At 41.9% G+C, this 23,307-nt stretch carries 14 protein-coding genes; 4 read left to right on the forward strand and 10 right to left on the reverse strand.

Going from position 1 to position 23,307, the window contains the following annotated elements; all coding sequences use genetic code 11:
• Positions 1–63 precede the first annotated feature (63 nt).
• Both HCG49_RS02715 and HCG49_RS02720 read left to right on the forward strand, forming a co-directional pair.
• Positions 64–3,462 (forward strand): SusC/RagA family TonB-linked outer membrane protein, encoded by a 3,399-nt coding sequence (locus HCG49_RS02715; protein WP_168468019.1) that lies wholly within the window; start codon positions 64–66, stop codon positions 3,460–3,462.
• 20 nt (positions 3,463–3,482) lie between these two features.
• Positions 3,483–5,024 carry a RagB/SusD family nutrient uptake outer membrane protein gene (locus HCG49_RS02720; protein WP_168468020.1) on the forward strand — a complete coding sequence of 514 codons (1,542 nt, stop codon included), beginning with the start codon at positions 3,483–3,485 and terminating at the stop codon, positions 5,022–5,024.
• A gap of 76 nt (positions 5,025–5,100) precedes the next feature.
• On the opposite strand, the gene HCG49_RS02725 is transcribed toward HCG49_RS02720, so the two are convergent.
• Together HCG49_RS02725 and HCG49_RS02730 are read right to left on the reverse strand one after the other, a co-directional pair.
• Positions 5,101–5,988, reverse strand: coding sequence for a LysR family transcriptional regulator (locus HCG49_RS02725; RefSeq protein ID WP_168468021.1), 888 nt, complete (start codon positions 5,986–5,988; stop codon positions 5,101–5,103).
• Positions 5,989–6,672: 684 nt separating this feature from the next.
• Positions 6,673–8,061, reverse strand: coding sequence for a flavin-containing monooxygenase (locus HCG49_RS02730; RefSeq protein ID WP_168468022.1), 1,389 nt, complete (start codon positions 8,059–8,061; stop codon positions 6,673–6,675).
• A 611-nt stretch (positions 8,062–8,672) separates the two neighbouring features.
• On the opposite strand from HCG49_RS02730, the gene HCG49_RS02735 reads away from it, so the two are divergent.
• The gene (locus HCG49_RS02735; protein ID WP_168468023.1) at positions 8,673–9,575 is read left to right on the forward strand and encodes a DUF1338 domain-containing protein; all 903 of its coding nucleotides are present in this window, start codon (positions 8,673–8,675) and stop codon (positions 9,573–9,575) included.
• A gap of 298 nt (positions 9,576–9,873) precedes the next feature.
• Complete coding sequence (locus tag HCG49_RS02740) at positions 9,874–10,215, forward strand: rhodanese-like domain-containing protein (RefSeq protein WP_168468024.1); 342 nt, start codon at positions 9,874–9,876, stop codon at positions 10,213–10,215.
• 198 nt (positions 10,216–10,413) lie between these two features.
• Here HCG49_RS02740 and HCG49_RS02745 read toward each other — a convergent pair whose 3' ends face one another.
• The 8 genes from HCG49_RS02745 to HCG49_RS02780 all read right to left on the reverse strand — a co-directional run bounded on the left by HCG49_RS02745 (position 10,414) and on the right by HCG49_RS02780 (position 23,304).
• A complete protein-coding gene (locus tag HCG49_RS02745) occupies positions 10,414–12,051 on the reverse strand; it encodes a sulfatase (RefSeq protein ID WP_168468025.1) in 1,638 nt (545 codons plus the stop codon).
• 99 nt (positions 12,052–12,150) lie between these two features.
• Entirely contained in the window at positions 12,151–14,418 is a 2,268-nt protein-coding gene (gene bglX, locus HCG49_RS02750; RefSeq protein WP_168468026.1) for a beta-glucosidase BglX, read from the reverse strand.
• A 36-nt stretch (positions 14,419–14,454) separates the two neighbouring features.
• Positions 14,455–16,260 carry a family 43 glycosylhydrolase gene (locus HCG49_RS02755; RefSeq protein WP_168468027.1) on the reverse strand — a complete coding sequence of 602 codons (1,806 nt, stop codon included), beginning with the start codon at positions 16,258–16,260 and terminating at the stop codon, positions 14,455–14,457.
• A 50-nt stretch (positions 16,261–16,310) separates the two neighbouring features.
• Complete coding sequence (locus HCG49_RS02760) at positions 16,311–17,099, reverse strand: prolyl oligopeptidase family serine peptidase (RefSeq protein ID WP_168468028.1); 789 nt, start codon at positions 17,097–17,099, stop codon at positions 16,311–16,313.
• Complete coding sequence (locus tag HCG49_RS02765; protein ID WP_168468029.1) at positions 17,089–18,471, reverse strand: glucoamylase family protein; 1,383 nt, start codon at positions 18,469–18,471, stop codon at positions 17,089–17,091. Before HCG49_RS02765 ends, HCG49_RS02760 begins: the two co-directional genes overlap by 11 nt.
• Before the next feature lie 39 nt (positions 18,472–18,510).
• On the reverse strand, positions 18,511–19,887 hold the full coding sequence (locus tag HCG49_RS02770; protein ID WP_168468030.1) for a glucoamylase family protein: 1,377 nt from the start codon (positions 19,885–19,887) through the stop codon (positions 18,511–18,513).
• Between the two features lie 10 nt (positions 19,888–19,897).
• Positions 19,898–21,652, reverse strand: a complete 1,755-nt coding sequence (locus HCG49_RS02775) for a LamG-like jellyroll fold domain-containing protein (RefSeq protein ID WP_168468031.1) — start codon at positions 21,650–21,652, stop codon at positions 19,898–19,900.
• Between the two features lie 17 nt (positions 21,653–21,669).
• Positions 21,670–23,304: a RagB/SusD family nutrient uptake outer membrane protein gene (locus HCG49_RS02780; protein WP_317167444.1), complete on the reverse strand. Its 1,635-nt coding sequence runs from the start codon at positions 23,302–23,304 to the stop codon at positions 21,670–21,672.
• Positions 23,305–23,307: the final 3 nt, after the last annotated feature.

Raw genomic sequence — 23,307 nt, forward strand, 5'->3', positions numbered from 1 at the left:
ATTTACTCCGCTATCCCCCCAGGATTAATTAATTAAATGTTTAACTAACTAACCACCAAATTTATGAAAACTAAATTTAACCAACCCCCTGTTTATGACAAGGGAAAACTCTTAATGACCGTTATGAGGACTTTTATCTTTTTATGCTGTATGGCAACCTTCGGATTTAGCCCTAAACCAGTATTCTCACAAAATGAAAAAATCACTATTGACACGGACAGCCATCTCTCCGTAGAACAGGTCTTTGAGCTCATTAAAGACCAGACTGAGCACACGTTTATTTACCGCTCGGATTTATTTGACAAGGCCCCAAAAGTCTACCTTAAAAAAGGAAAGATAAAGGCCAATGACTTATTGGAAAAAAGTTTGTCTTTCGGAAATTTCGATGTCACCTTTACCAAGGACGGGGCTATTCTTTTGGACAAAAAACCGCTTGTTCTTAAAAAAGAAGTCGTACAAAAAACCGTTTCAGGAACGGTATTAGACAACACCGGATATCCGTTGCCAGGAGCTTCTGTCACTATAAAAGACAATCCTACAATAGGCGTACAAACAGATTTTGATGGGAACTACAATATTGAGGTCACTGGTGGACAGACTACTTTGGTTTTTAGATACCTAGGGTTCGTAACCCAAGAGGTGGTTGTTGGCAACCAAAGCCAAATTAACATTACCATGGTAGAAGATGCCCAAAGTTTGGACGAAATTGTTGTGGTAGGATATGGTACCCAAAAGAAAAGCGATGTTACCGGCGCTATTAGTACCGTAAAAAGTGAGGAACTGACCAAAGTTGTCAGTACCAACCCAACAGATGCCCTTCAAGGACGTATTTCCGGAGTTACCGTAACCCAGTCTTCTGGAAGTCCAGGAGCTGCTTCAGATATTATGATCAGGGGTATTGGTAGTTTTGGAAACAACCAACCTTTATATATCGTCGATGGGGTTCAGGCCGATCCCTATTTTATAGATTCAAACAATATTGCTTCTATAGAAATATTAAAAGATGCCGCTTCCGGTGCCATTTACGGAACTAGAGCCGCCAACGGGGTTGTTATTATTAGCACCAAAAAAGGAAAAAGCGGAAAACCTAAAGTAGAAATCAGTTCTTCTTTAAGTATGAATTCGGTGCGTAAAAAAATGAAGTTGTTAGATGCACAAGGATATGTAGACGTTCATTCTCAAATGTACCAGAATGCCGGGGCCAACTTGCCACAATACTTATCTAACCCTCCTGCCGTAAATACGGATTGGATTGACGAAACCCATAGAGATGGCCTTTTGCACCTACAGAATGTTAGGGTAAGTGGTGCTTCGGAATTTATAGACTATAGCATTAGCGGTAACTTTGCCGATGAAACCGGAATTTTAATAGGATCGGAATTCACAAAAAAAGGAATCAATGCCAATATCGGCGCCAATAAAGGACGTCTTAAAATAAAAACGAATTTAACCTATAGCGAAACCTATAAGGAAGACTATAAATTTTCGCTAAGGGAAACTTATTTTATTTCCCCTTTAATCCCGGTATTGGACAGCAGTAAAGAATCGGGCTACGGTTTTAGATCTGGCGATATTCCCGATCACCGTAATCCTGTTGGAGAAGCTAATTTCTTTGATGGTTATACCAAACAAAAGTATTTCTTAGGAAATGTAAACCTAGGTTATGAGATTATAGACGGATTAAACTTCAATTCTAATTTCTCCCTATCTAACTTGGCCAATTACACTTATAACTTCCACCAGCCCTTTAGAGTAAGGGATGTACAGGACGATCCGCAACGCGAATTTTCTTTTGTTTCCGAGTACAACAGCGAATTTAGAAGACTTAACCAAGAGTTTACCCTAAATTATGAGGGCGAAATAGGTAAAAACACCTTTCAAATATTGGCAGGGTACCAAAGAATTTCAGAGCCGTTCAAAGAAACTTATGCCCAAGGCGAAGGCTATAAAATGGACGAGAACAACAACAAGGTTCCAGCGATTATCCTAGATTCTAAATTTAACACTTTGGATGCCTTTAATGACGGTACCTATTCTGCCAGCGGTACCAATGCCAAATACGCTTTGGTATCTCAATTTGGACGTGTTAACTACGCTTATGACAGTAAGTATTTATTTCAGGCCAGTGTTCGTAGAGACGGGAGTTCTAAGTTTGGAAAAAACAACAAATATGGCGTTTTCCCTTCTTATGCCCTAGGTTGGAAAATAACCGACGAGAGCTTTATGGACGACCAAGAGGTTTTTAATTTCCTAAAACTTCGCTATAGCTGGGGACAGGCAGGAAACGACAGTGCTTTGGGGTACTATGATTATGTAGCCTTAATATCTCAAGGTAAGAGCCAAAACGATGGTGGTTATGTATTTGGAAATCCACAAAATTCTAGTTTGGGAAGTATCGCAAGATCTCTACAGAACGACGACCTGCAATGGGAAACCAATACCTCGTCGAACTTTGGATTGGATTTTGCCGCATTGGGCAATAAATTAAATGGTGCTATTAACTACTATAACAGTACTACAGAAGACCTATTGATCATTAAGGAAGTATCGCCTTCGGCAGGAATCAACAATCCTGTTGTAAACGTAGGTGAGTTTCAAAACAAGGGAATTGAGTTTGAACTAGGCTACAACAATAAGGACAACGCCTTTCAATATTCTATCTTCTCTACCTTTACCACAATTAACAGTGAAGTAACCAAACTAAGCAACGAGAACCAGGTATTGTACGGTACCGGACTTTTATTTGGATCCGATCACTTTGTGAACCAAACAAGGATCAACCACGAACCAGGAGCTTACTTTTTACCAGTAGCAGATGGTATTTTCCAAAGTCAGGCCGAAGTAGATGCCCATAGCGTTGCAGGCAATTTAATACAGCCCGATGCTGCTCCAGGCGATATCAGATTTATCGACCAAAATGGTGATGGTACCATCAATTCCGATGACGAAACCTATCAGGGAACAGCCATTCCTAAGTACGAGTACAGTTTAAACCTATCGGCAAATTACAAAGGCTTCGATGCCAATGTGTTCTTCCAAGGCGTTGGTGGCAATAAAATCTATAACGGAAACGACTTTAGATTATTGAGTATGGATACCGGAAGAAACTTTAGAACAGCAACCCTTAATTCCTGGACACCAAGCAATACCAATACCGATATGCCTAGAGCCGTATTAGGAGATCCTAATCAGAATAACCGTGCATCGACCAGGTTTTTACAAGATGGCGATTACCTACGTATCAAAACCATACAGTTAGGGTATTCTTTCTCTCAATCGCTTTTAGACAAAACATTTATCAATAAGTTAAGATTGTATGCTACCGGGCAAAACCTCTTCACTTTTACCAAGTACGACGGTTTAGATCCTGAGGTAGGCGGAAGTATCCTTTCTAGAGGGATCGATATTAATTTGTATCCGAAATACAAATCCGTGATTTTAGGCCTACAACTTCAATTTTAACCATTAAAAATATTCATACAATGAAAAATCTATATAAAGTATTCATGGCAGCCTTTTTAATGGTGGCAATGATATCCTGTAACGACGATGAGTTTCTTGTAGAGACCTCACCAGATAAATTAACCTCCGAGAACTTTTGGCGAAATGCCGAAGATGCCCGTTCCGGATTAACGGCTGCCTATTCCGAATTGGAATCTAGAAGTAACTTTTGGGACGGATGGCAAGAAGGAAGACCTGTAGTAGAATATTTCAGATCTGATTATGCCTTACCAGGACCCGATGCCAGCAATTATGCGCATTGGATGTCGATCTTTAATTTTAACTATACCAACGGACATATCTTTTTAGACGTCATTTGGGGTACTAATTACAAAGGACTTAATTTTGCCAATCAGGTAATTACCAAGGTAGGTGAAATGACATCGGAACAGATTTCTGATGAAGAAAAGAAGCAAATTCTGGGCGAGGCCACCTTTTTAAGAGCCTACTACCATTTTAAATTGCTTAGTCTTTATGAGCAAATCATTGTCCGTAATGAAATCATCTCACCAGAAACCCTAGACAAGCCATTGTCTAGCCGTCCCGAAGCTTGGGAAGCTATCCTTGCCGACTTTAAAGCGGCTTCGGAAATGTTGCCAGAAACGGTAGCAGATACCGATTTGGGAAGGGTTACCAAAGGTGCCGCCATGGCGTATTTAGGAAAAGCCTATTTGCACAAGGCCGGTGACGCCACTTCAGCAGAAGGTACGGACTATAAAAATGCCGCCGATGCGCTTAAAGCCGTTGTCGATAGCCAAGTATACAGTTTAGAGCCAGATTTCTTGAGCCTTTTTAATGGTGAAAACGAAAATAACCAAGAATCCATTTTTGAACTACAGTTTAAATCCGGAGATGCTACCTCATGGAACGCTACAAGACTACATGCCTTTGTGGGCGATTGGTCTATAGGCGGATGGGGAGGTATAGAGGCCAACCCGCAATTGGTAGATGTTATGAAAAAAGAAGGGCAGATCGCCAACAACGGACTATACGACAATAGACTTTATGGCTCCCTTTATTTTAAAGATCCTTTTTATAACGATACCAATACCAACGAAATGCAAGGTGGTACTTGGGATGCCCTTATGACCGATACCTATGGCGATACCCATGACAACCACGCATATTTTAGAAAATGGCTGCCCAATTATGTTTGGAACAACAGTTATGTTGGGGTCAATGTGGTATTGATGCGTTATGCAGATGTACTATTAATGTATGCCGAAGCACTTAACGAAACCGATAATACGCCTTTGGCCATTAGCCTAATCAATGAGCTAAGAAGTGTACACGGAAATATGCCTCCGATAGTTGTTACTTCTAAAGCCGATGTAAAAGAACAAATTATCCATGAACGTACCATGGAGCTGACTTTAGAATCGACCAGATTCTTCGATTTACGTCGTTGGGGAATGTTAGATGCGGCCATGGCCGCCGCAGGAAGAAGTGGATTCGATGCTTCCAAGCACAGCTATTTCCCAGTACCCCTTTCAGAAATCCAGGCCAATACAGCTATTGACTAAAGAGAATTTCTAATTTATTTGAATGCTGCAAATCTCCCGACTGGCGAAAGCCACGTCGGGAGATTTTTTTTTGTCCTTAAATAATTTCTAAAAAATGCTGTAGCGCCATGCTCTGTTGCTGCTTCTTCCAGGCAGCAAAAAGCTCCGTCTTATGCGGTTCCTTATCTAATTCTATAAACTTAATCCGGTAATTTTTATCGTCTTTTAAGGAATTGGGCACTAAGGCTATGCCCATGCCGTTTTCTACCAACTTAAAAATGGTAGGGCCATGAATAGACTTGTGGGCAATGCGTGGACTAAACCCGTAATCGGCACACAAATTCTGAATCTGCTGATAGTACATTGGACTATTTTCATTGGGGAAGAGAATAAAAGAAGCTTCCGAAAACTGTCCCATATTCTTAAAATTATCGGCAGTAACGGGATGCTCCAATGGTAAAACCAAAGAAAAATTTTCCCGGTAAACAGATTTTATCGCAATGTCCGAGGACACTTTATTAGAACGCATAAAGCCAATATCTATTTGGTCCTGCTCTAAGGCCTTCAGCTGTTCGGCATTGGTAAGCTGTTCTAAATGAAACCTGATCTTGGGGTAGGCGGTACTAAATTCCTTGATGATGGGAGGCAGGTATTCTTGCATGGCCGAGCCAACGAACCCAATCCGCAATTGCCCTACGATACCGTCTAGGGACAATTGCCACCGCTCCATGGAACTATCCACCTGTTTCAATATCAAACGTGCCTCTTGTTGCAATAGCTCCCCGGCCGTGCTCAGAGCAACCTTTCTGTTGGTCCTAATAAATAAGGGCGTTCCCAACACATACTCTAGCTGTTTTATTTGTTGGCTCAAGGCAGATTGGGAGATGAACAATATCTCTGCCGCTTGGGTATAGTGCAAGGTTTCTGCCAATACCAAAAAATATCGCAGTGGCCGTAATTCTAATTGATTAATATTTCTTATCATTTTACGTAAAATAAGAACTTTTACCAATTAAAATTACAAAATAAATATAAAATAGTATGCCATAAGTTTCACAAGCAATGAGGATGGTAGCGACGTTCATCACTTGTTTTTTATGTGGGGCGTTCCCCTACCGGGTCGCTCTTTCCGCTGTATCTTTTTTAAACGGCACAGCCGCTTAAAAAAGGATGCCGCTGCAATTGCTAACGCGATTACAGTGAACAATAAGCAATAAACAATTATGTACGTCCCTGATGTAGGTTGACCATTTAGACAGTAATTATATTGCACTAACTAAAAACACGACTTCGCTGTCGCCCCTAGATGCCACCACAAGCTCCAAAATCCTGATTTCATTTTTTAGGACCACATAATAAGGTACTTCCCACTGATATGGGTTTATGTACCTATTTTTATTACCTCAATTGCTACATTGATTAATTAATACATTGTTACATTAATTTGCGTTAGGGACCGCAGCGGCATCCCCGAAGTGGAACGAGGGATATAGCGGAGTGCCCGCCCGACGAAGGAGGGAACGCCCAAAGTACTCATCACCATGGCCCCAACCCCTGATAGCTATAAGCACAGTTTTTGAAAACCGTCCTACAAACTCCAAAAAAAAGGCATAAAAAAACGCCCTAAAGACAGCAAATTGCTTTAGGACGTTTAGGGTTGTCAGTGCCTCTATCTTTGCATCAAGACTTCTTTTTCCGGGGTTTCTTCCGGCGCTGACGATTCCGAAAAATAGCGTTCAAAACTATCGTCCATTTCATCCAACCATTCGGTATGGTGATTCTCGGCCATAGTTCCGGTCATTACGGACTTAAAGGTTTTGTCCCTATACCTTAAAATATCATCTTCTTTATCTTCTAACCACTTTTTAAACAAGCTGGCCACAGTATCCAAATCAAACTCGGGATAGTCCGTCATTCCTATCAATTCCTTCACATATTCGGTCTGAAAATCTATTTCGTCGTCATGGGTTTTGTTGGAATGCGACTTCTGAAGCCATTTTTCCATATCGGCCAAACGCTCATCTTTTTCAGGAACTTCCAATTTTCCCAACATTATATCCCTGGCTACCCAAGCTTGGGCATCGAACATATTAAAAGTATAATACTGATCTTGCATCCCCAAGTATATTAACTTTGGAAGTTCATTGAATACAACCCCCTTGTACAAGTTGTCCGGATACAGACAGTTAGGGGTTTTTAGGCGCATCTCGTCTGGTAAAAACGGGAATTTATGCTGGTAACCGGTACACATAATAACGGCATCGAAACGTTCTTGGCTGCCATCGCTAAAGTGGGCAATTTCACCATCAAAATTTTCCAAAAGCGGTACTTCTTTAACACCTTCGGGCCAAGAAAGGCCAATAGGATTGGACCTATAGCTAAGGGTTACGGAATTGGCTCCGTGCTTATAACATTGTATCCCTATATCCTCGGCAGAATAACTACTTCCTACCAACAATACGTTTTGGTCCTTAAACTGATCGGCACCCCTAAAATCATGGGCGTGCATAACGGCACCAGGGAAATCTTCCAATCCTTTGAAATAAGGCATATTGGGCGTAGAAAAATGCCCTGAAGCCACGACTAAATAATCGAATATTTCCGTGTAGGTCTTATTGTTTACTAAATCGTCTACTATAAGGGTAAATTTTTGGGTGTCCTCATCAAAGGATACCCAACGGGCAGCCGTATTAAAACGGATATGCTTGCGCACCCCGCTCTTTTTTACCCTTCCTTGAATATAATCGAACAAAACAGGTCTTGGAGGATATGATGAAATAGGCTGGCCAAAATGCTCGTCGAAACTATAATCTGAAAATTCCAAACATTCCTTGGGACCATTGGACCATAGGTATTTGTACATACTACCGTGGATAGGCTCCCCGTATTTTCCAACACCGGTTCTCCAAGTATAATTCCACAGTCCACCCCAATCGCTTTGTTTTTCAAAACAAACAACTTCAGGGATTTCTTTCCCTTCTTTTTCTAGGGAGTCAAATGCCCTTAGTTGTGCCAAACCACTCGGTCCGGCTCCAATAATTCCAATTCTTGTCTTCATATATCTCACATTTGTTTTTTAGCGTCGTCAAAAACCTTCAGAACGTCACATAGCAAGTCAACTCCCATTCTGGAAGTCAAAAAACCTATATAAGCACCTAGTGCTTGCTTCATAGTACATGCTGGCACCCGAAATAGAATTCATCAGGTGGTAGAGGCCTAGTGTTTTAAAAAAAACCAGGTATCGTTGACCTCTATGCTGCCGTTTTTTCAGTTCAAAAAAATAGGCATCAGAACATACCTAAGTAGTTCCTATTTGTAATAACCCTTAAATTTTTTCGAAGCACGAAAGTACAAAAATATAGGGAAACAAGCAAGCTACCCCATAACCTGCTAATTTTCAGTTTATAACAAAAACTACTTGTTATCCAAAAATTCTCACCACTGACCTTAGCGCGAGGCCAGCCAAGCACTTTTGACTCGCAGGAATAGTCTTTCTTGGGAGCAAAAAAATATATAGGGATACCTTATCGTAAACAATGCTGTTATAGGGGAGAGAAAGGATACTTGATACCTATTCATAAGTTTTACTTATTATATTAAAAAGAATAAGAATTGTTTCAGATCATAGTCCCCCCTACTTTTGGGATATAACCTTTTACAAAATCACTTATGAGTACAGCAGCATTGGACAAAATTTTTGACGCCCTTTTTACCCCCTATAAAACAAGGGTTCCGGATGTGGAAAAAGTAACCAAGGCCATGGTGAGCCATGCTATCATAAAGGACGAAAGTGAGATCGTAAACGATCATATTGCTTTTAGAACCTTAGGGGTACCTAATTTGGGTATGACTTCTTTTGAAAAAATATTTTTACATTACGGCTATACCAAAAAGGACTACTATTATTTTGAGGGCAAAAAATTGGATGCTTATTGGTACGCCCCTCCACAACCTCATTATCCTAGGATTTTCATGAGTGAATTACGGGTACAGGACCTGTCTGATAAGGCACAGGAAATTATCCACCGCTATACCAAGGAAATTGTTTCCGATCCGGTTGACGCCTTGGATTTGGACGATCCGAAAGCCGTGGGCGATTTTTTTCATAAGTCGCTTTGGGAGTTGCCTACCGTTGAAGATTATATCGCCCTGGCCCAAGAAAGCGAATATGCGGCATGGGTGATCTATAACCGCTACTACCTAAACCATTATACGATTAGTGTTCACGAATTATCGGACGATTACAATACCGTAGCCAAATTCAATACCTTTTTGGAAAGTATCGGCATTGCATTGAATACTTCTGGCGGGAAGATAAAAACCAGTGCAGACGGACTCTTAAAACAGAGCAGTACTATTGCCAAGATGATGGAGGCCGAATTTGCCGATGGCACTACCATGGAAATTGCAGGGAGTTATGTGGAGTTTGCAGAACGACTAGTATTTCCAGAATATAAGGACCTGCCCAAAGAAGCCATTACCAGACAACATCGTAGAGACGGATTTGAATCGGCCAATGCAGATAAGATTTTTGAAAGCACCTATAGCGAACAGACTCAAAAAGGAAAATAAAACCAAACCAACTTTCAAACCACAGTAAATAACCAACCTTTCTTTTTTTAAACTCGGAAAATCCGACCCCATCAGAGGTCGGATTTTTTTATCATCTTATCGACAAGAAAATTAAACGGGCATCCCTAGTCCCTGCTTTTTATTGATTTATACTCCTATGTAACCTAGGTTACTTCTAGCCTGCAAGGCATGTATTAACTTTGTAGTGATCACAAAAACTTGATTGGGTATTTAGGAGAAAGTCAGCATAAAATCGACAGCTTTTCTATACCACCCCTCACCTTAATAAGAAATAACTATGTCTTTTTTATCAAAACTATTCGGAACTCATAAACCGGCAACGGACAAAATAGAAATCCTCAATGCTGCAGCTTACTCAAAAGCCATTATTGGAAAAAAGGTACAATTGGTTGATGTAAGGACCAAAAACGAATATTTGGACGGTCATATTGCCAAGGCTGTCAACATAGATTTTTTCAATGCTGATAATTTTACTAAATCCTTTGAAAAAATGGACAAGGACCAACCCGTATATGTGTATTGTCGCTCTGGTGCCAGAAGTAAAAAAGCCGCTAATAAACTAATTGGGATGGGCTTTGACAAAGTGTACGATCTAAAGGGTGGATATATGCAATGGTAGTAAATTCCATTATCGATAGGCATAGTGCCAACCTAAGCCCTATATTCATATAGAAACCAGCAATTTCATAATTAATTTTTAAATGATCATGAGATCAACAATTACCCAATACAATGACCATCTGTTGGCAAACCAGCATTCTCTCGGGAATCAAAATTAAATTGCTATCCAACTCCTATAGAAATAATGTAAAGCTTTTTATTTTACAGGCCCCCGTAATTTTTTAAACTGCTTGTAGGCAGCTTCTACTCTTTTTTTCGGTGCGTGTTCGAATTCTTTATCGGTTACTCCGTAAGCTTTTTGCACGCTATCTAAAGTTTTCTGCAGTCGTTCCAAGATTTGGACATAGTTAGCATCGTCTATAAGATTAGTATCCTCCTTTGGATCCTTTTGAAGGTCGTATAATTCCCATTGGTCTATGTCATCATAAAAATGCATCAATTTATAGCGCTGGGTACGTATCCCATAGTGTTTTTTTACCATGTGAAATGCGGGGTAATCATAATAATGATAGTAGATAACGTCCCTAAAATCAGATTTGGACATACTGCCGTTCAGCAGCCCCATAAAAGACTCCCCTTGCATATCTGTACCCATATCCGGGACTTTTGCCGCCTCTAAAAAAGTTTGGGCAAAGTCAAGATTCTGAACCATAGCGTCAATTTTCTTCCCTGGAGCTATAGTTCCTGGCCATTGCATTAAAAGCGGCGTTCCAAAGGAAGTTTCGTACATAAAACGCTTATCGAACCAACCGTTCTCCCCCATATAAAACCCCTGGTCCGAGGTATAGACCACCAAAGTATTTTCTGCCAAACCATTTTCCTCCAAATAATCCAAAAGCTGTCCCACACCTTCATCCACAGAGGCTATAGTAGCCATATAATCTTGTAAATAACGCTGTCCCTTCCATTCATCAAGCTCCTTTCCGCTTAAATTAGCCAAGTGAAACGCATCGTTCTTGGGCAAATAGCCAGCATCCCATACCCTCCGTTGCTCCGAAGTCATCCGTTCAAAATCGGTTTTCCAAGGGTTATGGGCCAGGGCGGTATTTCCATATTCAGCAGACATTTTAAGGTCGTGCCCTTCGTACATATCCTTGTAAATAGTCTGTAATTGCTCCTTCGCAGCCTGTTGGTTTTTGAAAGTTGGAAAATAGGTATCTGGCAATGGAAATTGAACCGAATCATATTTATTGATATGTCTTAGGGCCGGCATCCAATTCCTGTGTGGAGCTTTGTGCTGTACCATAAGAAAAAATGGCACACTGTCTGTCCGTTGGTTCTTTAACCAATCCAAGGCATCATGGGTAATAATATCGGTGGCGTATCCCTGTATTCTAGTAGTATCTCCGTTTTCGATAAAATCGGGATTATAATAATTCCCCTGGTCTACTAAAATCTTCCAGTGATCGAAACCCTCTGGATTTCCATGCAAATGCCACTTCCCTAATAAAGCTGTCTGGTAACCGGATTGTTGTAACATTTTTGGCAAAGTAGGCTGACTCCCATCAAAGCGATCGCCATTTTGCCTAAAACCATTAACATGACTGTGTTTACCGGTAAGAATTACCGCCCTACTGGGTCCACAAATAGAATTGGTGACATAACTATGGGTAAATAAGGCACCATTCTTGGCAATCCTATCCATATTGGGGGTAGGCGCTATTTTACTAATGGGATGATCATAGGCACTAATTGCCTGAATGGCATGATCATCGGCCATTATAAAAAGAATATTGGGCTTTTTATTTTCGACAGTTTTCTTTGGCTGTTCCTGCTTACACGAAAAGCTACACGCTACAAAAACAAAAAGCAGTAATTTATTAAAGTAATACATCTTCAATGTAGTTTGTGTGAAACAGCGCTAACTGTCTAGGTCAATTTATTTTTATTGATTGAATAAGAAGTCCATTTCCAAAAGGCATACCCCCTCCGTTTATGGTAAACTAAAGGTCACCTTTTGGGTGGCATTGGAATCTGTACCAATATACACCTCAAAGGCTCCTGGTTCCGAAACAAATTCTAATTGACTGTTATAGAATTTTAAATCGTCCGGGCTAAGAGTAATGCTCACCGACTTAGTTTCTCCTTTTTTAAGGAATACTTTTTTAAACCCTTTAAGCTCTCGCATAGGAGGCGTAATACTTCTCACCACATCTCTTAGATAGAGCTGTACTACTTCCTCCCCGTCATAGTTCCCTGTGTTTTTTATGGTAACGGTTATATCCACGGATTCTCCCTGTGCTACTTCCTTTTTACTAATAGAAGGCTCGGAATACTCAAATTTCGTATAGCTCAGTCCATATCCAAAAGGCAACAATGGAGCATTGGGGGCATCCAAATAATTAGATTGAAACTTTTGGAACGCTTCGGAGGTTGCCGGTCTACCCGTATTTTTCATACTGTGATAAATAGGGATCTGTCCCACGCTTACGGGCCAGCTAGCCGTTAATTTTCCTGCCGGATTATAATCCCCAAAAACTACATCTGCAACGGCATTTCCGGCCTCCACGCCCGGATGCCAAACCTGCAGTATACTAACCGGTAATGCCAACTCCTCTGCGATTGTTAAAGGGCGGCCGCTCATCAGGACCAAAACTACAGGCTTGCCCGTAGCTACTAGGGCACGTATCATTTTTTTCTGGCTTTCGGGGATAGATAGTTCGGTTCTACTGGCCGCTTCCCCACTCATTTCGGTGGCCTCCCCCACTACGGCGACCACGACTTCCGACTTATTGGCAAGATCTAAAGCCTCTTGCAGCAGCTTCTCTGGGGAACGCTCATCAATATCTATCCTAGGCCCAAATACATTGACCTTTTTTGCTAATTCGGGGTCATCGGAAATATTCGCCCCTTTGGCGTATGTAATTCTAGCTGCAGGAGCTACCTTTTGTAAGCCTTCCAAAATGGGAACCGATAATTGTGGATCGCCCGTGGGCGCCCATGTACCCAACATATTGTTCTTGTTGTTTGCCAAAGGCCCCACAAGGGCAATTTTCGCATTCCTTTTTAAAGGAAGTACATTCTTGTGGTTTTTGATAAGTACAAATGAACGTGTTGCGGCTTCCCTGGCCACCTTTCTATTCTCATCGCTAAGAATATCCTTGGCAGGTCTCTTAGCATCGATATAACGGTAAGGATCTTCAAAAAGCCCCAGTTTATGCTTGGCTTCCAAAATCCGACGACAAGCTTGGGTTATTTGCTCCTCGCTGACTTTCCCTTCTTCCAAAGATTTTTTTAAAGTGGTCAGAAAACCTTCTCCTACCATATCCATATCGAGCCCCGCATTAAGGGCCAAGGCAGATACAGCTTGTAAATCCCCAAGCCCATGGGCAATCATTTCATTGACGGAGGTATAGTCTGATACTACAAAACCATTAAACCCCCATTGCTCTCTTAGCAGGTCGGTCAAAAGCCACTTGTTTCCAGAAGCTGGGATACCGTCGACATCATTAAAAGAGGTCATCACACTCGAGACCCCGGCATCTATCGCAGCTTTATAGGGCGGCAAATATTCATTGAACATCTTTACCCTGCTCATATCTACTGAATTATAATCGCGCCCTCCTTCAGAGGCCCCATAAAGTGCCAAGTGTTTTACCGTGGCCAACATGGTAGTGGCATCGGTAAGATTGTTTCCTTGATATCCTTTTACCATTGCCTTAGCGATGGCCGATCCTAAATAGGGATCTTCCCCTGCCCCTTCGGCTATTCTTCCCCACCTAGGGTCACGGGCAATATCTACCATAGGAGAAAAATTCCAGTTTATTCCATCGGCCGTTGCTTCGGTCGCAGCTATCCGTGCCGTTTTCTCTATCAAGGCCATATCCCAACTCGCCGCTAGACCTAGGGGAATAGGAAAGGTTGTTTTATAGCCATGGATGACATCGGAACCAAATACCAACGGAATTTTCAAACGGGTATCATTGATGGCGAAATCTTGGGCCATCTTTATTTTTTCCGGACCGGCTACACCGAAGAGTCCACCTACTTGGCCCGCCTTGATCTTGGTTTCCACATTCTCACTGACCACCGCTCCGGTAGCCACGCCACCACCTGGGGTCAGTAAGTTCAATTGTCCTATTTTCTCCTCCACGGTCATTTTTTGCAACAGGTCTTCCACAAAAGGAATTTTTTCCTGTGCTTGTAGGCTTGAAAGCCCTGTAAAAAACAGCACAGTGACAAACAGATTAAATTTTCTCATCTTAGTTATAATTTAAAAATTGATGCTTTCTTTTCTTTATTTCACTTCCTGGACCTCAGTTTTATCTGAAATTCCGTTTTCATTAAATGCTTCTATACTAAAATAGTATCGCGTATCGCGATCGAGGTTGCGCATAAAATGTTCATTAATATCATAAATCAACCAGGAGTGGTATAATTTATCTGGGGCGATACCCCAGCGGATATTGTAACCCTGTGCTCCTTTCACCGGGTTCCAGGTAAAAGAGGCATCTCTTCTGTCTTCCTCCCGGGATACTTTAAATCCCTTTACCTTTTCCGGTTTCTTTCCTAAACCTTTTCCAAATACCCTTATTTCTGATAATGCCAAGTTATTCCCCGGTACCTCCACATTATTGTAGCGTACGTATTTTCCTTGTACAGGTTGATTCAGGGTGATGTAGGCATTTGGTGCATCTTTATAACTCCCACTTCTGTCTACAACAGTTTCCCAGTTTTTTCCATCCTCTGAAACCTCCAGTGTGAATCGATGTCGTAGGCCTTCGGTACGGGTATAAATGCCCGACTCCTGATCATGAAAGTTCAATTGAAAAGCATACATATTTCCAGGGGAAGGCATTTCGATCTTCACCCATTGCTTATCATCATTGGATTCAGCAACCCAAAAGGATTTCGGGTTTTCATCGGTTAAGAGCTTCGAAATAATTTCACCTTTACTATTCTTTTCAAGTGGCATTTCGGTGATGTCAAAATCATTATCGGTAGAAGTACTTTTTTTCACCTGCATTTTTGAAGATGAGACCGTTGTATTTCCTTTGTAAGAAAGCAGCATCCAGCCACTATGCTGTCCTGCTTTTGTTGGATGATTTGGCCCGAATAAGGGGTAATCGCCATAGCTGGTGATGGAATACATTAATCCTTCATCATCGAAATAGGTGGGGAACATGGCAAGACGACGTTCCCAATGAGAATTCGAAGCCAACGCCATGGTGGCAAAATGCCAGTATTGCCCATTGGTTTGTTTCACGGTAATACCATGGCCTGCCCCATTAGCAAAACCGCCAGGCTTAAAACTCATGGGATTATTTTTCATGTAAGTAAAAGGACCAAGTGGGGTTTCACCAATATAAGCAGCATCGGCATACACATTAAATTGCGTCCCGGGCGCTGCATACTGTAAATAGTATTTCCCGTTGTGTTTGGTCATCGAGGCACCTTCCATGTATCCTTCCTTTAAGGTTGGATGGTAATTGTTTTTACCAAAACGTTCCCAACCATGTTCTTCCTCAACCAAATTGAAAAGTTCTTTCTCAACTCCGGTTTCAAGAAAACGATCGTCTTTATCCAGCATTTTCACACGAAGGGGATATACGTTTGACGAGCCCCAATACAGATAAGTTTTCCCGTCGTCGTCAATGAACAACTCCGAATCCTGGATGTTATTGGTAATTGAAGCGGTAGGTGTCCACTCCCCTTTTTTTGGGTCATCGGTATAAAGAATACTCCCGTAACCTGCGGGATCACCTGCAAAATATACCAGCGAATCTTTATAATTGAATGCGGTTGGGGCATTGGAACCCTCGAAAAACCATTGTTTAGGTTTAATAAATTCCCAGTTGATTAAATCGGTGGAATGCCAATATCCAAAAGACCGAGTGACAAACATGTAGTATTCACCCCGAAATTCAATTACTGCTGGATCTGCACCAGAACGGTAGGAGATATTCTTACTTGAATTATAAACCATATAGGTATAGTCAATATCCAGAGGATTGATATAAGTTTCCGGAACCACTTCCTGTGCATATATTAGTACATTAAATAGTAAAACCGCTGTTATAACTATCTTTTTAAAAAATTTCATCTATTTCCGTTTTACACAAGTTTATGATTGCCAATTTCTTTGGTCGATCTCTATTCAGATCGTTTTAGTGAAAACAACCAGGGCAATAAATTAGGCTCAGCAAAAGCGGGGTCCCAACTGTTATGGTTGGCATCCCCAAACAGGGTAAGGTTGGGCGCTCCTCCAAACTCCATAATTTGTGCTGTTATATCCAAGGACAATTTTGGATTCACCACATTGTCCTTTGCCCCGTGAAAAATCCAAAGCGGCACCTTATTGGCATAGACTTCCGCTGCTTCTAGATCGCCCCCTCCACAAATAGCAATTGCCGCTGCAAACATGTCTGGTTTTCTATACAGCATTTCAAAAGTGGCCATCCCTCCCATGGAGAGACCCATCATATATACCTGGTCTTTCTTCACATAGGATTCGTTTACAAGCGAATCCATCAAGGCCATGGTAAGCTCCAAAGCTTTGGTAGGTCCTTTGCTGTATTCAAAAGAAATTTCCAAAGGTTCTTTGGTGCGATCTACCGCCACCCTAGACCAATAATCCTCTTGGGAACATTGTGGAAATAGGATTATAGCAGGGAAATTCGCCCTATTTTCTTCCTCTAAAAACAAATTACTGCCATGGACCAATTGCTTCTCATTATCACTTCCTCTTTCCCCTGCCCCATGTAGGAACAGTACCACGGGATATTGTTTAGAGGCAGAAAAATCTTTTGGATACAGTATACGATACTGCAAACTATCCGTCCCTTTCTTAAAAATTGCGGCTTGGTACAAATCGTTTTGCGCAAACATGGCAAGGGTGCCAAGGCAAAAAACTAATAGAAATATCCTTTTTTTAGTTTCCATACGTAAATCCTAGTTTTATTAAACCTGCTTTTACCTCATCGTTTTGCATAAAAAGTTCCCACAACAACCGGCTTCTGTAATTTTCGATCATAATAATCTGGGGTCCTTGATCTATGGCTAGGTACGCTTCTGCCACCCAAAAATTATACTGCGGACTAAAGGCGTCATAAAATCCGGCAGGGCCCAGTAATTTATCTTTATGCTTATAAAAATAATGCATGGCCTTCAGTGATTCTGTTGGGGTATAAGGAATACTTCCAATGGCCGCCGTAGGGGAAATAACGCCCACATCGTTAGAGGGGGAATGGGCGCTATACCCTAGACTGCCATCTGAATTTCTTGAATAACTTGCGGTTAGGCCCCAACTGTCCTGCCCATACCCCACAAATTGCTTGGGGTTTTCCACGGCATACCGATGGTTGATGAGGGCGTGATTTTTACTTACCTCTCCATAATCTACAAACTCGTCCTTTAACCCAAATGGGTTTAATCCTAAAAAGGAGTAATGTGAAAAAAATAAGGGTCCCCCATAAGTTTCAGATCCGGGATGTTTCACCAGCAGTGGATAATTATAGGTGGTTGTATTAGATTTTATTCCCCCATTGGAAGCCCAGCCGTTGGTATAGACCTCTTTGGAAATGGAATAATCCGGGGAGGCCGCTGCCAATACATAAGCAATTAAGGTTTCATTATATCCTTTGAGCTGTAGGTTGATAGAAAAATTATGGTCGGGACTCCAATGCCAATACAGTACGTTTTGGTTTTGGGTGTACCAATTCCATTCTACCCCTTTCCACAAGGCATCGGCCTTGGCGGCCAATTCCTTTTCGGCTGGGGAGCCTTCTTTAAAATACTCCTTTACGCTGATCAATCCTTGGACCAACAAAGCGGTTTCTACCAAATCGCCACCGTTGTCCTTTGGACTAAAAGGCCTTACTTTACCCGTATTCCCATCTAGCCAATGTGGCCATGCTCCATGAAACCGATCGGCGTTCTCTAGAAAATCCAACATTTTTTGTAATCTCGCAACCGCTTGTTCTCTAGAAACATAATTACGCTCTATACCAACCAAGATGGCCATTAGTCCAAAACCAGTTCCTCCTGTGGTCACCACATTGGCATCAAGATCGGGATTATTGGGATGATAGCGCTCCCTAGCACAACCAGAGTTGGTTTCGGCATACTCCCAAAAATATTTAAAGGTCTCCCTTTGGGTCAAATCCAACAATTCCTCATCCGAAATTGCTTCTACCACCGGAGGTTCCTCCTTAGGTGGACCAGGTAATTGAGATTCGCCTATAGGACCTTGGACATCGTCTCCCGAACAGGAATAAAATAACCCCAAGATAATGGATAAAAAAATAACTCTCATTTTTATATTTAAGTGTTTAGTTCTCGGATTAGGAGAATGTTATTTTAAACTGCTACTTTCAAAACCCAGTTTCTTCAATCCATTTTGAACTTCCTTATTACTCATAAAAAGGTCCCATAGCAATCCTGTTCTATAATTTTCGATCATTACGGGAATAGGACCTTGGTCTATGGCCAGGTACCGTGGCAGGCTCCAATTATGCTCAAAACTAAAGGCATCATAGGGTCCGTATTTCCCTATTAGAGAATCTTGTTCCTGATACATATACCTTAAAAAACGCATACTTTCCTTTGGAGTATAAGGCATGGAAGACAAGGCGGCCGTAGGAGAAATTACTCCTAGGTCCTGATCTGGCTTATGACCGGCATACCCCTTCATGGAATAGCTCGATGTTTGGCCCCAGACATTCTCCCCGTATCCTTTGTAATTATTAGGATTGGCCACTGCATGTTTGTAATGGATAAGGGCGTGATTCTGGTTCAGTTTCCAATAATCGCCATATTGGTCTTTTAACCCTTTCGGATTTAGCCCCAGATAGGAATAGTGGGCCCAAAACAAAGGACCAACGGGCGACTTATCGTGCTCGTAATGGTTCAATTCGGTTTCAAGGCCATAATAAACCGTATCCTTGGCTATTTCCCCATTGAGTGCCCATCCCTTATCGTAAACCTCTTTATCTATAGGATGGGTGGGGGAGGCTGCGGCAAGAACATACATGATCAAAGCTTCGTTATAACCTCCAACGGGGAAGTTCATATCCCATCCATAATTGGGAGACCAATGCCAATACAGCACCTTTTCACCTCCTTTTGTATACCAGTCCCATTCTACTTCTTCCCACAATTTTTGGATTCTACTGCTAATAGATTTCTCTGCCTCGGTCGTACCCCGTTTATCAAAAAACTCCTTTACGGTAAGCAGCCCCTGCACCAAAAATGCAGACTCCACCAAATCGCCCCCATCGTCCTTTTTACTAAAGGGTGCAGTCGTTCCATCGGGTTTTAACCAATGTGGCCATACCCCGTGAAAACGATCGGCTTTTTCTAAAAAGTCCAATATCCTAAGGTATCGTTCCACGGCCTGCTCTTGGGTGATAAACCCTCGCTCTATACCAACCAAAATAGCCATCAGTCCAAATCCGGAACCTCCAATGGTAATAATATCCTTATCATGGGAAGGATAAATATTGTCCATATGGATACGCTCCCTTGCCAGGCCCGAGATAGGCTCTGCACCTTCCCAAAAATAATCGAAGGTCTGTTTTTGGATAGTATCCAATAGCGCAGCATCCATGGCTTCTTCCTCATTGGTCTTAATCACCTCAGCGTCAGTTTTGGCATTAGTTTTTTTTTGGTCGTTGCAACTTGGTAAAATAAGTGCAACGACCATTGTTATAATAACTATAGATAATCTCATAGGTTATATACTATAAATCGGAATTTCTTATGTTTTGTATTTCTTCTTGTGATAAGGCTTTTCTGTATAACCGTAGTTCATCTATAAAGCTGGCATCGGACGAATGTCCCCATTCGGTAAACCTAGGAGCTCCAGACCCTATGGATAGTAGGTCACAACCTGTCCAATCTACACCTGAAACATCAGATTCCTTTACAATTTCTCCATCAAAATATACGATAGCCTTACCGTTTCCTATTGTAAAGGCCATATGCACCCAACCAGATGTTGTAGGGTCCAATGATGCTGCTGGGCCACCATCTACCCAAGTATCGGCAGTACCATTACCTACATTTAATTTAAATGTCTGATTCGTGGCATTGCCTTCCCTAAAAAATCTGAATCCACTAGTTCGTAAGTTTTGTACGGTTGGATATTCTGGCCTTTCCAAATCCGCTGGTCCCATAACCAAAATCCCTGCTCTATCTGGGGCGGCATTTAGGTTGTACCAGAAAGTAGCGCTAAACTCAGTTGTAGTCAATCCGCTTGTAGGGAAGGTCAGATAAGAATCTGCTGCCCCTGCATACGCAGCTGTACCTCTAACACCTTCTCCTGCGAAACCAGGAGTTCCTATTGCGGTAGCCTCTACATTTGTAAATTTATTCTTCGTATCCCCATCAAAAGGCAGGTAGAACATTTCTCCATCAAATTCCCCGGTATAGGGATTGGTAACATTGATCATATTCTGAATATCGGCCTCGGTCAAGGCTGTATTGAACAAACGCAGGTCGTCCATGAGGCTGTTATCGGATTTATGATCCCAATAGCTAAAGGTTTCACCTCCCGAACCTATGGTCAACGCATCACATCCTGTCCAATCTACCGGGGCGCTTAAGGCAGTCGTCCGTACCGCAACCCCATTAAAGAAAATGGTACTCTGTGTAGCGGAAATAGAAAGGGCAATATGCACCCATTCTCCAGTAGTCACATCAAGCACACCGCCATCGTTCCAACTTTCGCCAGTACCTGTACCCACATTAGCCTTTATAGTCTGATTAATAGTGCTTCCTTCCCTAAATAATCGTATCCCTTGATTTCTATCATCGGCATCATCCCCAATTACCAAAATACCAGCACGATCTGGACTGGCATCTACCTTATACCAAAAGGCCGCAGTAAACTCGGTCCCTAACAGGCCGTCCGTAGGATAGGTTAAATAAGCATCCGTGGCGCCTTTATAGGCGTTGGTTCCGATAAGCCCTTCTCCGGCAAATCCGGGAGTTCCCACCTTAACAGCTTGTTTTAGGCCCACTAGGTCAAAATAATCGCCATCAAATGGCATATAAAACGTCTCCCCGGCAAACAAGGGTGTATAGGCAGGTTCTTTTTGAAAATTAACCGTTGCTGCTGTTGTTTTTCCTTCTAAATCTATTGCTGTAACCATAAGTTCATGGCTACCATCGTTCAATTTATCATAGACAAGGTCCTTTACCAATAATCGACGGTAATCCTTAAAATTGCTATAGCTTCCTATCTTAGCCCCATCTAGCGTCACCTCTACCTTAGCGATCTCTATATCATCGGTCACCTCAAAATCGATGGTAATAGAAGTTACTACCTCCAACACTTTAATTTTCACCCCATCTGTTGGGTAATTGATTTTTACCTGTGGTGCGGTAGCATCGGTTCCTGGGTCAACTTGTGTAATCGAGTCTATTCCTTGGTCACAACCGTAGAAAAGAAACAAGGCGATCAAACTGGCACATATTCGTATACTATTTTTCATTTTTTCTATGTTGTTAGTTAGTTACTGACTTCCCCTAATATTGGAAATTCATCTATCTGATCCTGGTGATAGGTTACAAATGCTTTATTGGCACTAAAGGTCCTTCCTTCATAACTTAGCTCCTCGTTTCTGCCCAATCTGACCATGTCCAAAAACCGCTTGCCCCATTCCATACTTAATTCGGCATACTTTTCGTCTATAACCTGATCCAAGGTCACCCCTGATAACGGACTCATCCCAGCTCTTTCCCTTACCAAATTCACAGCTTGGTCTGCGGTCATAGCAGAATTGGAGGCTCCATGTAATAGGGCCTCAGCATACATTAAAAGTGTTTCGGCATACCGGAATACGATATAATTTTTATTACTGCCATATTCTGTGCGTCCAGGAATTAACTGGTTCGTTGGCAGATAGTGTTTTCCACTAGAAAATATAGATCTCACATCCGAAGTATTTGTGTCGCCGTCTCTAGTAGTTGGAGAAACAAAATCGGGCAATGTTTCCGCGGTATATTCAGTAGTCGCAATGATGCTATCGATTCCTTTCTGGCTAAAAAACACGGAGGTTTCCAAGCGTTCGGTTTCTCCCCTATCTAACATAAACGAAACATATTTCATACTTGGCTCAAAGAAGCCCCAACCGTTTGAAGCTCCGGCTACCGAAGGTGTCCAAGAATTAGGTCCATAGGGTGCATAAAGGTGGCCCACTCGCTCACCTACCCCAGCACCAAAATCCGAATATTGAAATTCAAACAGGCTTTCATCACTCAATTTTCCAGGGGTTTTAAACAGTTCGTAGTATTCGTTGAAGAGGCTGAACTTTCCTGAGCTGATAATCTGACCGGCAGCATCGGCTACGGCCTGATAATTCTTTAATTCTTGATTTGCTACGGCTTTAATCATTAAGGCGGTATATTTGGTCACCCCGCCAGGAAGATCGGTGCGCTCGTTAGGCCGCATATCCAACAATAGGGGAATGGCCTCGTCCATTTGACTAGAAATATGCTGCATCACCTCCTCCTTGGAAGGAACTGAAGTGACATTGGCAAAATCTTCAAGGTTCGAGGATTCGGGAATAAATACTGCACCGTAAACCTGAGAAAGTTGAAAAAGCAATATTGCCCTAAGCACTTTAGCCTCTGCAATATATCGGTTCCCCTTAGCTATTCCGTCGGCATCGGCAAATTCGATATAACGCTCAATTTGTTCCATTCCGGTATGGGCCCGTATAATATCGCCATAGTAAGTTTCCCATAAGGTTCTTGAACCAAAAAATGAGTTGTCATATATATAGCGATCCTGATTTTTGAGCCCCTGTTGGTCTCCGGCAGCATTTACATCATCCCCTCTTGTGGAGACAACCAATGGTTGTTCCCACCCCCTGGCAGTAACTGCTTGATACACCCCGATAAGTGAAAAAATCATATCATCGGTTTTCGAAAAATCTGTACCGCCAGCAAAATTGTTATTGAGTTCTGGTTGGTCCAATTGGTCCGAACAACCAATAAGAATAACTCCTACCAAGGCTAATAGCAGCGGAAATCTTTTTGTTTTTATATGTTGTTTCATCTGTAGAAATTTATTGTTTTTAACGGTCTTATGTACTTCGCATAGCTGAATTCGTATTTGCAAACAGTTTTCGGTTATGCTCATTTC

Origin of the sequence: Arenibacter sp. 6A1 (assembly GCF_012272855.1) — a bacterium.
Lineage (GTDB): Bacteria > Bacteroidota > Bacteroidia > Flavobacteriales > Flavobacteriaceae > Arenibacter.

Coding starts and splice junctions, on each gene's coding strand:
- HCG49_RS02715 (WP_168468019.1), top strand. CDS start 64: ATGAAAACTAAATTTAACCAACCCCCTGTTTATGACAAGGGAAAACTC.
- HCG49_RS02720 (WP_168468020.1), top strand. CDS start 3,483: ATGAAAAATCTATATAAAGTATTCATGGCAGCCTTTTTAATGGTGGCA.
- HCG49_RS02725 (WP_168468021.1), bottom strand. CDS start 5,988: ATGATAAGAAATATTAATCAATTAGAATTACGGCCACTGCGATATTTT.
- HCG49_RS02730 (WP_168468022.1), bottom strand. CDS start 8,061: ATGAAGACAAGAATTGGAATTATTGGAGCCGGACCGAGTGGTTTGGCA.
- HCG49_RS02735 (WP_168468023.1), top strand. CDS start 8,673: ATGAGTACAGCAGCATTGGACAAAATTTTTGACGCCCTTTTTACCCCC.
- HCG49_RS02740 (WP_168468024.1), top strand. CDS start 9,874: ATGTCTTTTTTATCAAAACTATTCGGAACTCATAAACCGGCAACGGAC.
- HCG49_RS02745 (WP_168468025.1), bottom strand. CDS start 12,051: ATGTATTACTTTAATAAATTACTGCTTTTTGTTTTTGTAGCGTGTAGC.
- bglX (WP_168468026.1), bottom strand. CDS start 14,418: ATGAGAAAATTTAATCTGTTTGTCACTGTGCTGTTTTTTACAGGGCTT.
- HCG49_RS02755 (WP_168468027.1), bottom strand. CDS start 16,260: ATGAAATTTTTTAAAAAGATAGTTATAACAGCGGTTTTACTATTTAAT.
- HCG49_RS02760 (WP_168468028.1), bottom strand. CDS start 17,099: ATGGAAACTAAAAAAAGGATATTTCTATTAGTTTTTTGCCTTGGCACC.
- HCG49_RS02765 (WP_168468029.1), bottom strand. CDS start 18,471: ATGAGAGTTATTTTTTTATCCATTATCTTGGGGTTATTTTATTCCTGT.
- HCG49_RS02770 (WP_168468030.1), bottom strand. CDS start 19,887: ATGAGATTATCTATAGTTATTATAACAATGGTCGTTGCACTTATTTTA.
- HCG49_RS02775 (WP_168468031.1), bottom strand. CDS start 21,652: ATGAAAAATAGTATACGAATATGTGCCAGTTTGATCGCCTTGTTTCTT.
- HCG49_RS02780 (WP_317167444.1), bottom strand. CDS start 23,304: ATGAGCATAACCGAAAACTGTTTGCAAATACGAATTCAGCTATGCGAA.